Below are 9,447 nucleotides of genomic sequence, written 5' to 3'. Positions count from 1 at the left end.
GGGCTGCGGGCATGGCGGGTCCGTTCGAGGCGTGGGGTTCCGCCCGGCGCGGGGGAGCGGGGAGCGGACGGGCGCGGACGGCGCCGTCGGCGGGCCGGGGTGGCAGCCATCCTGAACGGGCGGACGGCTCCGGGGGAATGCCCCGGCCGATCGATTGTGCGGATACCCGTCATCCGCCCGACGGATGACGGTGCGTCCGTTCCTGGAGTTCGGCGCCGACCCGGGCGGCGGTCTCGCGCAGCCACTGGTGGGCGGCGTCCGGGGTGTGGATGGGGTGCCACCACAGGGCCTCGGTGAGCGGGACGGGGTCGAACGGGCAGGGGAGGGCACGGACGCCGCTGTGCGGGCCGAGCCGGGCGGCGAGGCGTTCCTGGATCAGGGCGACCCGGCGGGTGCCGGCCACCATGGCGGGCAGCAGTTGGAAGGTGCCCACGGTGACCTCGACCCGCGGTTCGACGCCCAGCAGGGAGAGGTGGCGGGCGGCGGGGGCGTCGTGCGGGTGCTGGTAGACGGCCCAGGGGAGGCGGGCCAGGTCGTCCAGGGTCAGCGGGTCCGTGGCGTCGGGGCCGCCGAGGTCCGGGTGGTCGTCGGCGACCAGGCAGACCCAGCGGTCGGTGTACAGGTCGAGGGACGGGTAGCCGCTGATCAGGCCGTGCGGCAGGAGGAGCCCGTCCGCGGCGCCGAGGAAGTCGGTGATCGAGTCGACCAGGGTGGGCCCGACCTGCTGGAAGCGCAGCCGGATGCCGGGGGCCTCGGCGTGCAGGGCGCGGGCGAGGCCGGCGCCGAACACGGCGGCGGCGTAGTCGGAGGTCAGCAGGGTGAACTCGCGCTCGGCGGTGGCCGGGTCGAAGGACGCCTGGCAGGTGAAGACCCGTTCCAGCAGGTCGCAGGCGGGGCCGGTCATGGTGAGCAGCGCGGCGCCGAGCGGGGTGAGGGTGTAGCTGTTGCCGGCCCGGGTGAGCAGCTGGTCGTCGAAGTGCTTGCGCAGCCGGGCGAGGGCGGCGCTCATGGCGGGCTGGCTGAGGCCAAGCCGCCGGCCGGCCCGGGTGACGTTGCGTTCCTCCAGCAGAACGCGCAGGGCGGGGAGCAGGTTGAGGTCGAGGGTCGCGAGGTTCATCCGGGGCCGCCCCGCCTATCCATCCGGTGGATGAGTCGTATCAGCAGAATTGATTTCCATGATTGCCGTGCCGGGGCCACATTAGTCGCATCGCATCGAGAGGAAACCTCGTGGCAACACACGCGCAACTCTCCGGCCCCTTCGCCCTCGGCACCTTCGCCGACGGCGACGGCGCTCCCTTCCCCGGCCTGGTCGTCGACGGCCGGGTCCTGGACCTCCGCGGCCGCCCCGCGCTCGGCAGCCCCGCCACCACCCGCGAACTGCTGGAGCGGTGGGACGAGGCGCTGCCGGTCCTGCACGACCTGGCGGGCCGGGCGGACGGCGCCTGGCGGCCCGTCGAGGACCTGCGCACCCTCGCCCCGGTCGAGCCCCGGCAACTGCTGCAGTCCGGCGCCAACTACCGGCAGCACGTGATCGACCTGGCGATCGCGCACCGCCCCGCCGACGACCCGCGCACCGTCGAGCAGGCCCGCGCCGAGATCGGCGCGATGATGGACCGGCGCGCCGCCGAGGACCAGCCGTACGTGTTCATCGGCCTGCCGTCCTCGGTCACCGGCCCCCACGACGAGGTGCTGCTGCCCGACTGGTGCGTCAAGCCGGACTGGGAGCTGGAGCTCGCCGCCGTCATCGGCGCCCCCGCGTACCGGGTCACCCCCGAGGAGGCGCTCGCGCACGTCGCCGCCTACACCATCGCCAACGACCTGACCGCCCGTGAGCTCGTCTTCCGGCGCGACATGCCGGAGATCGGCACCGACTGGCTGCGTTCCAAGAACGCCCCCGGCTTCACCCCGCTCGGCCCCTACCTGGTGCCCGCCGCGTTCGTCGAGAACCCCGCCGACCTGCGGGTCACGCTGAAGCTCAACGGCGAGACCATGCAGGACGAGTCCACCAAGGACATGATCTTCGACGTGGCGCGGATGGTCTCCTACGCCTCGCAGACCACCCGGCTGCTGCCCGGCGACCTCGTCCTCACCGGCAGCCCCGCCGGCAACGGCATGCACTGGGGCCGCTTCCTCGCCGACGGCGACGTCATGGACGGCACCATCACCGGCCTCGGTGCCCAGCGCACCCGCTGCGTCCGGGAGCAGGCGTGAACGCCCTCGACCGCACCGACCCCGAGGGCGCGATAGCCGCCGCCGCGAAGGCGTACTCCAACTGGGGGCGCTGGGGCGCCGACGACCGGCTCGGGACGCTCAACTTCCTGGACGAGGACAAGCGCAGGGCGGCGGCCGGGCTGATCCGGCAGGGCGTCAGCTTCTCGCTCTCCCAGCGCTTCGACATGGACGGCCCGCAGCGCGGCTGGCGGCGGCGCACCAACCCCGTGCACACCATGCTCGACACCGGCACCGACGCCGCCGCCGGCCTGCAGGGCTTCCCGCACGGCATCGGCGGCGCGGACGACGTGATCGCCATGCCGCTGCAGTGCTCCACCCAGTGGGACGGCCTCGGCCACATCTTCGACCACGGCCGCGCCTGGAACGGCCGCGACGCCGCCACCACCGTCACCTCCGAGGGCGACCAGGTCACCGGCATCGAGCACATGGACCACCAGATCGCCGGCCGGGGAGTGCTCCTGGACGTCGGACGGGTGGTCGGCACCGACGGCGAACTGCCCGACGGCTTCGCGGTCACCGAGGAGCACCTGCGCGCCACCATCGAGGCCCAGGGCCCGAGTTCCGCCGTCGGACGCGGCGACATCGTCGTGGTCCGCACCGGGCAGCTCAGCCGGGTGCGGCGCGACGGCTGGGGCGAGTACGCGGGCGGCCCGGCACCCGGCCTGTCGTTCACCACCGCCGGCTGGCTGCACCGCACCGAGATCGCCGCGATCGCCACCGACACCTGGGGCTTCGAAGTCCGCCCCAACGAGTTCGACCACGCCTTCCAGCCGCTGCACCAGGTCGCCATCCCCAACCTCGGCCTGCTGATCGGCGAGATGTGGGACCCGGACGCCCTCGCCGAACACTGCGCCGCCGACGGCGTGTACGAGTTCTGGCTGACCGCCGCCCCGCTGCCGATCACCGGAGCGGTCGGTTCCCCGGTCAACCCGATCGCCGTCAAGTAGCGTCGGCCGCGCGCGAGTTCCCCCCGCGCGACACCCCCGGACCGCCGACCGGCCGAACCTCCGGGACAGCCTCCGGCCGGTCGGCGCCCCCACCCTCTCCCGTCCGCCGCGCAACGAGGCGCGGCCCACCCGCCAGGGAGCAACCCCCATGACACCCACCAGCGTTCACTCGGTCCTGGTGATCGGCGGCGGCACCGCCGGCAACGGCCTCACCGTCCTGCTGCGCCGGGCCGGCATCGCCGTCGACCTGATCGAGGCCAAGCCCGACTGGAACGTCTCCGGATCCGGCATCACCCTGCAGGGCAACGCGCTCCGCGCCCTGCGCGAGATCGGCGTCTGGCCGCAGGTCCGGGAGTCGGGCTTCGCGTTCGACTCGGTCGGCCTCACCGCCCCCGACGGCACCGTGCTGCACGTCGCCCGCGACGTGCGCACCGGCGGCGACGACCTGCCCGCCACCGTCGGCATGCAGCGCCCCCAGTTGCAGCGCATCCTGATCGACGCGGTGAAGGCCACCGGCGCCGACGTCCGCCTCGGCACCACCGTCACCGCCCTGCACGGCGACGCCGACGGCGTGGACGCCGAGTTCTCCGACGGGACTTCGGGCCGCTACGACCTGGTGGTCGGCGCGGACGGCGTCTCCTCCGCGACCCGCGCGATGATCGGCGTCACCGAGCGCCCGGAACCCACCGGCATGGCGATCTGGCGCACCCCCGCCCCGCGCCCCGCCGGCGTGGAGCGCACCGACCTCGCCTACGGCGGCCCCGCGTACATCGCCGGCTACTGCCCGACCGGCCCCGACACCGTCTACGCCTACCTGGTCGAGCCCAAGCGCGACCGCGCCACCATCGATCCCGCCGCGTACGCGGACGAGATGCGGCGCCTGGCGGCCGGCTACGGCGGCCACTGGGAGCGGATCGCCGCGTCCATCACCGACCCCGCGCAGGTCAACTACACCTGGTTCGACCGGCACCTGGTGGAAGGACCGTGGCACCGCGGCCGCGTCGTGCTGGTCGGCGACGCCGCGCACGCCTGCCCGCCCACCCTCGCCCAGGGCGCCGCGATGTCCCTGGAGGACGTCCTCGTGCTGGCCGAACTGCTCACCGGAGCCGACGAGTTCGACGAGCAGCTGCTGCTCGACTACCGCGACCGCCGGCTGCCGCGGGTGCGGATGGTGGTGGAGAACTCCTGCCAGTTGGGCCAGTGGCTGATGGACGGCGTCCGCGACGCCGACGTCCCCGGCCTGATGGCCCGCACCACCGCCGTCCTCAAGGAGAAGCCGTGACCGGCCCCGCCGTCGACGTCCACGCCCACCTGCTGCTGCCCGAGGTCGAGGCGCTCGTCGCCGGACGGCCCGGCCTCGCCCACGCCAAGGCCCTGGACGCCCGCCGCAACGGCCCGAAGTCGCTGTCCGTCAGCGGCCCGATGGTCGCCGCCCGGATCCCGCTGCTCACCGACCCGGCCGCCCGGCTCGCCGCCATGGACGCCCAGGGCGTCGACGTGCAGCTGGTCTCCCCGTCGCCCTCCCACTACCACTACTGGGCCGACGAGGAGACGGCGCGCGAGGTCTGGGAGACGGCGAACACCGTCACCGCCGCGCACTGCGCCGCCGCCCCCGAACGGCTGCGCGGCCTCGGCCTGATCCCGCTCCAGCACCCGCACCTCGCCGTCGAAGCACTCGACCACGCCCTCGCCGCCGGGCTGCTCGGCGTCGAACTCTCCAGCCACGCCCCGGGCGTGGAACTCTCCGACCCGGCCCTCGAACCGTTCTGGGCCCGGGCCGCCGAGACCGGCGCGGTGCTGTTCCTGCACCCCTTCGGCTGCACCCTGGACGAGCGCCTCGACCGCTGGTACCTGTCCAACACCGTCGGCCAGCCCACCGAGAACGCCGTCGCCCTCTCCCACCTGATCTTCTCCGGCGTCCTCGACCGCCACCCCGGCCTAAAGGTCGTCGCCGCGCACGGCGGCGGTTACCTGCCCACCCACATCGGCCGCTCCGACCACGCCTGGCGGGCCCGCCCCGACGCCCGCGGCTGCGCGCACGAACCCAGCTCCTACCTGCGCCTGCTCCACTTCGACTCGCTGGTCCACGACCCGCACGTGCTGCGGGAGTTGATCCGCGCGGCCGGCGCCGACCGGGTGCTGCTCGGCTCCGACTTCCCGTTCGACATGGGCACCGAGGACCCGCTCGGCGCCCTCGCCGCCGCCGCCCTGCCGCCCGCCGACCACGCCGCCGTGCGCGGCGCCAACGCCGCCGCCCTGCTGGGCCTCTGACGCCCCCGATCGAGGAGGACCACCCATGAACCGCCTGCTCACCCACCTGCGGCACGTCGACCTCGCCGTGCCCGACTTCGAGAAGCAGCTCGACTTCTACTCCGGCGTCTGGGGGCTGACCGAGACCGCCACCGACGGCGGCCTGTCCTTCCTGGCCGCCGAAGGCTCCCCCGAGCAGTACGTGGTGCGCCTGCGCCGGGCCGAGGAGAAGCGCCTCGACCTGGTCTCCTACGGCGCCGCGAACCCCGCCGACGTCGACACCCTCGCCGAGGGACTGCTCGCCGGAGGAGTCCGGCTGATCTCCCGGCCGGGCGACGTCGACACCCCCGGCGGCGGCTACGGCTTCCGCTTCTTCGACTGCGACGGCCGCACGATCGAGGTCTCGGCCGACGTCGCCGCCCGGCAGCACCGCCGGATCGAGGAGAAGGAGTCGGTGCCCGTCCGGCTCTCCCACGTCGTCCTCAACTCGCCCGACCTGGACCGCACCCGGCTCTGGTACGAGCGGCACCTCGGCTTCCGGCTGTCCGACACGCTGTCCTCCCCGCACATGGGCGAGGTCATGCACTTCATGCGGATCAGCAACCAGCACCACTCGATGGCCCTCGCCAAGGGCCCGCACACCTCGCTGCACCACGTCTCGTTCGAACTGCGCGGCCTGGACGAGTACATGTACGGCACCGGACGGGTGCTGCGGGCCGGCGTCCGCAAGATCTGGGGCCCCGGCCGGCACCTGGCGGGCAACAACACCTTCTCGTACTTCCTCGACCCGCACGGCAACACGGTGGAGTACACCACCGAGCTGGAGTCCCTGGACGAGGACGCCTGGCACCCGCACGTCTACGACTTCTCGCAGCCCGAGGTCACCGACCAGTGGGGCACCGCCAACCCGATGAGCGAGATCGTCGCCAGGGAGTCCTTCAACGACGTCGACCGCGGCGTCTTCGTGGCCCCGCCGGTCTGACCCGCCAAGCCCCGGGGGCGCGGTGCGACACCCGTCGTGCCCTGACACCGCACCGCGCCCCCGGTACCGACCCGAGGAAGTCCCCATGCGCTTCGCGACCTACGAACACCGGGGCCGCCGCCACTGCGGCGCGCTCGCCGACGACCGCCTGCACCCGCTGCCGGCCGGCACCGGCCTGCTCGACCTGATCCGGGCCGGCGCCGAGGCCCTGCACGCCGCCGGCCGCGCCGCTCTGGCCGGGCCGCCCGGCCCGGCCGTCGCCGAGGTGCGGCTGCTGCCGCCCGTCCAGCCGCCCACCGTCCGCGACTTCGTCGCCTTCGAGGAGCACGTCGAAGGGGTGCGCAAGAGCGTCAACGGCGTCGCCGGCGTCCCCGAACAGTGGTACGCCGCACCGACGTTCTACTTCGGCAACCCCTACGCGGTGATCGGCGCCCACGACGGCGTGCCGGTGCCGCCCGGCTCGCAGGTGCTCGACTTCGAACTGGAGGTCGCCGCCGTCATCGGCCGGGAGGGGCGCGACCTCACCCCCGAGCAGGCCCGCGACCACATCGTCGGCTACACCGTCCTCAACGACTGGTCGGCCCGCGACCTCCAGTCCGCCGAGATGCAGGTCGGCCTGGGCCCCTGCAAGGGCAAGGACACCGCCACCACCCTCGGCCCCTGGCTGGTCACCGCCGACGAGCTCGAACCGCACCGGGACGCGGACGGCTTCCTGCGCCTCGCCCTGACCGCCAGGGTCAACGGCGAGGTGGTCGGCACCGACCTGCTCTCCAACATGGGCTGGACCTTCGAGGACCTGGTCGCCTACGCCTCGCGCGGCACCGTCGTCCGGCCCGGCGACGTGCTGGGCTCCGGGACGTGCGGCAACGGCGGCTGCCTGGCCGAACTGTGGGGGCGGAACGGGCGCCAGGAGCCCGCGCCGCTGAAGGTCGGCGACACCGTCGAGCTGACGGTCGAAGGCATCGGGACGACCGCCAACACGGTGGTCGCGGGCGTCGCGCCGCAGCCGGTCCCCGCCGCCCGCCCGCGCCCCAGGCACCGGCCGTGACCGGGGCCGTGACCGGGGCCCCGGCCGGAGGCGGACGGCTGGCCGGCCGGGTCGTCGTGGTCACCGGCGCCGCGCGGGGCCAGGGCGCGGCCGAGGCCCGCGCCCTGGCGGCGGAGGGCGCGACCGTCGTCGCCACCGACGCCCGGCCCGCCGACGGCTGCCGCGCCCTGGACGTCACCGACCCGGCCGCCTGGGCCGCGCTCGCCGCCGACCTGCGCGCCGAACACGGCGCGGTGCACGGCCTGGTCAACAACGCGGGCGTCACCTGGCGGGCCCGGCTCGGCGAGGTCAGCGCGGAGGACTTCGCCCGCGTCCACGCCGTCAACGCCACCGGCCCGCTGCTCGGCATGCAGCACCTGGCCCCGCTGATGCCGCCCGGCGGGTCCATCGTCAACGTCGGCTCCGCGGCCGCGCTGACCGCGCACTACCCCGTCGCGTACACCGCCAGCAAGTGGGCGCTGCGCGGCCTCGCCAAGGCCGCCTGCGTGGAGCTCGGCCCGCGCGGGATCCGGGTGAACACCGTCCACCCCGGCTTCATCGAGACCGAGATGACCGCCACCGCCCCGCCCGCGTTCCGCGCGGCCAACCTGGCCGAGACCCCGCTCGGCCGCACCGGCACCGTCGACGAGGTGACCCCGCTGGTGGTCTTCCTGCTCTCCGACGACGCCTCCTTCATCACCGGCGCCGAGATCCCCGTCGACGGCGGCTACACCGCCCACGGCGGCGCCAAGTCGATCTCCGACGCGCTCCGGCCCGCCGGCTGACCGCCCGGCCCGGGAGGCGGGGAGAGCCGCCCGCCGGCCGACGGGCCGTCAGCGGTGGCGGGCGGGCCGGTGGGCGAGGACGAGCGTGAAGCCGACGGCGCCGAGGACGATCAGGACGACGCCGCTGACCAGCAGGGAGGCGGGCGGGCGTCCGCCGCCGGTGGCGGCCAGCTCCTCGGCCGCCCCGGCGCGGGCCGGGGCGGAGAGGGTGGCGGTGGCCGGGGGAGCGGCGGTGTCGTTCCCGGCGGAGACGGGCAGCGGGCGGGCACCGAGCACCTCGGTGCGGGGGGTCGGCCCGGAGGCGGCCCCGGCCCGGTCGGCCGGGGCCGGCTCCGCGTTCCCGGCGGACGGCGCCCCGGCGGCGGGCGCGTCCGGGCGCGCGACCCGGAGCGTGGTGTGCGCGGCGGCCCCGGGGGCGGCCGCGGACCCGGAGCGGACCGCGAGCCGGACGTCCACCTGCTGCGCGGCGGCGTCGCGGGCGGTGAGGGAGAGCCGGAAGGTGTACCGGGCGCTCCCGCCCGGCGCGATGTCGGTGACGGGGGAGGCGCCGCCGCGCAGCGAGAGGTCGCGGTCGGCCGCCAGCGGCAGGGACTTCCAGCCCGCGGGGGTCTCCACCTGGAGCAGCAACTCGTCGGCGCGCAGGGCCTCGTGCGCGTCCCGGGCGGCGTCGTTGCGGAAGGCGGGCAGCGCGGCGGCGCCGGTGAGGGCGGCGCCGCCGGTGTTGCCGATCTCCGCGGTGAACTCGACCGGGGCGCCGCCCGCGACCAGCGTCCGGTCCGCGGGCGGCAGGATCGCCACCGAGGCGGCCGGTGCCGCTTCTCCGGCGGTCGCCGTAGCGGAGGCGGTCGGGGACGCGGACGCCGTCGCGGGGTCGGACCCGGTGGCGGAGGGGGAGGGCGGCGCCGGGGTCGGGGTGGCGGTCGTCCCTTCGTCGGAGGCCCAGGCGGTGCCGCCGAAGGCGAGGGTGGTGCCCAGTACGGTACCGGCACCGAGAACGGCGAGACGGAGACGGATGGTCACGGGAGTTCCCCCAGGGACGGAAGCGACTGGCAGCGCGTTCGGCGCGCGTGCCCCCCGTCTCCCCCCTGCCGTCCGGAGAATGCCGCCCGATCCCGGCCCGCCCGTCGGGTCGGGGTGCGGGCGGGTCAGGCGCGGTGGGCGAGGGTGAACTCCCAGGCGTCGGCGACGATCCGGTCGAGTTCGGGGCGCTTGGGCGTCCAGCCC

Annotated in this window: 9 protein-coding genes; 7 read left to right on the top strand and 2 right to left on the bottom strand. The window is 75.2% G+C overall.

Annotated features, from left to right (window positions below):
* Window positions 1-169: 169 nt before the first annotated feature.
* A complete protein-coding gene (locus tag OO48_RS33060; RefSeq protein ID WP_033223121.1) occupies window positions 170-1,117 on the bottom strand; it encodes a LysR family transcriptional regulator in 948 nt (315 codons plus the stop codon).
* Between the two features lie 110 nt (window positions 1,118-1,227).
* Here OO48_RS33060 and OO48_RS33055 point away from each other — a divergent pair, with 110 nt between their 5' ends.
* The 7 genes from OO48_RS33055 to OO48_RS33025 all read left to right on the top strand — a co-directional run bounded on the left by OO48_RS33055 (window position 1,228) and on the right by OO48_RS33025 (window position 8,223).
* Complete coding sequence (locus tag OO48_RS33055) at window positions 1,228-2,211, top strand: fumarylacetoacetate hydrolase family protein (RefSeq protein WP_033223119.1); 984 nt, start codon at window positions 1,228-1,230, stop codon at window positions 2,209-2,211.
* Window positions 2,208-3,179 (top strand): cyclase family protein, encoded by a 972-nt coding sequence (locus OO48_RS33050; protein WP_033223115.1) that lies wholly within the window; start codon window positions 2,208-2,210, stop codon window positions 3,177-3,179. Before OO48_RS33055 ends, OO48_RS33050 begins: the two co-directional genes overlap by 4 nt.
* 148 nt (window positions 3,180-3,327) lie before the next feature.
* Complete coding sequence (locus tag OO48_RS33045) at window positions 3,328-4,461, top strand: FAD-dependent oxidoreductase (RefSeq protein WP_033223113.1); 1,134 nt, start codon at window positions 3,328-3,330, stop codon at window positions 4,459-4,461.
* Complete coding sequence (locus tag OO48_RS33040) at window positions 4,458-5,450, top strand: amidohydrolase family protein (RefSeq protein WP_033223111.1); 993 nt, start codon at window positions 4,458-4,460, stop codon at window positions 5,448-5,450. The genes OO48_RS33045 and OO48_RS33040 overlap by 4 nt, the downstream gene beginning before the upstream one ends.
* A gap of 25 nt (window positions 5,451-5,475) precedes the next feature.
* Window positions 5,476-6,411 (top strand): VOC family protein, encoded by a 936-nt coding sequence (locus OO48_RS33035; protein ID WP_033223109.1) that lies wholly within the window; start codon window positions 5,476-5,478, stop codon window positions 6,409-6,411.
* An 85-nt stretch (window positions 6,412-6,496) separates the two neighbouring features.
* A complete protein-coding gene (locus OO48_RS33030) occupies window positions 6,497-7,459 on the top strand; it encodes a fumarylacetoacetate hydrolase family protein (protein ID WP_033223107.1) in 963 nt (320 codons plus the stop codon).
* Window positions 7,456-8,223 carry an SDR family NAD(P)-dependent oxidoreductase gene (locus OO48_RS33025; RefSeq protein WP_245194907.1) on the top strand — a complete coding sequence of 256 codons (768 nt, stop codon included), beginning with the start codon at window positions 7,456-7,458 and terminating at the stop codon, window positions 8,221-8,223. Before OO48_RS33030 ends, OO48_RS33025 begins: the two co-directional genes overlap by 4 nt.
* 48 nt (window positions 8,224-8,271) lie before the next feature.
* Here OO48_RS33025 and OO48_RS33020 read toward each other — a convergent pair whose 3' ends face one another.
* Window positions 8,272-9,243 carry a hypothetical protein gene (locus tag OO48_RS33020; protein ID WP_033223105.1) on the bottom strand — a complete coding sequence of 324 codons (972 nt, stop codon included), beginning with the start codon at window positions 9,241-9,243 and terminating at the stop codon, window positions 8,272-8,274.
* Between the last annotated feature and the right edge of the window lie 204 nt (window positions 9,244-9,447).

It is taken from the genome of Kitasatospora phosalacinea, from assembly GCF_000716545.1.
GTDB classification, from domain to species: domain Bacteria; phylum Actinomycetota; class Actinomycetes; order Streptomycetales; family Streptomycetaceae; genus Kitasatospora; species Kitasatospora phosalacinea.
This window is presented reverse-complemented; position numbering and strand designations above follow the sequence as displayed.

Bases quoted from the DNA above. Each gene is read 5' to 3' on its own strand.
- OO48_RS33035 (WP_033223109.1), top strand. From the start codon at position 5,476: ATGAACCGCCTGCTCACCCACCTGCGGCACGTCGACCTCGCCGTGCCC.
- OO48_RS33045 (WP_033223113.1), top strand. From the start codon at position 3,328: ATGACACCCACCAGCGTTCACTCGGTCCTGGTGATCGGCGGCGGCACC.
- OO48_RS33060 (WP_033223121.1), bottom strand. From the start codon at position 1,117: ATGAACCTCGCGACCCTCGACCTCAACCTGCTCCCCGCCCTGCGCGTT.
- OO48_RS33030 (WP_033223107.1), top strand. From the start codon at position 6,497: ATGCGCTTCGCGACCTACGAACACCGGGGCCGCCGCCACTGCGGCGCG.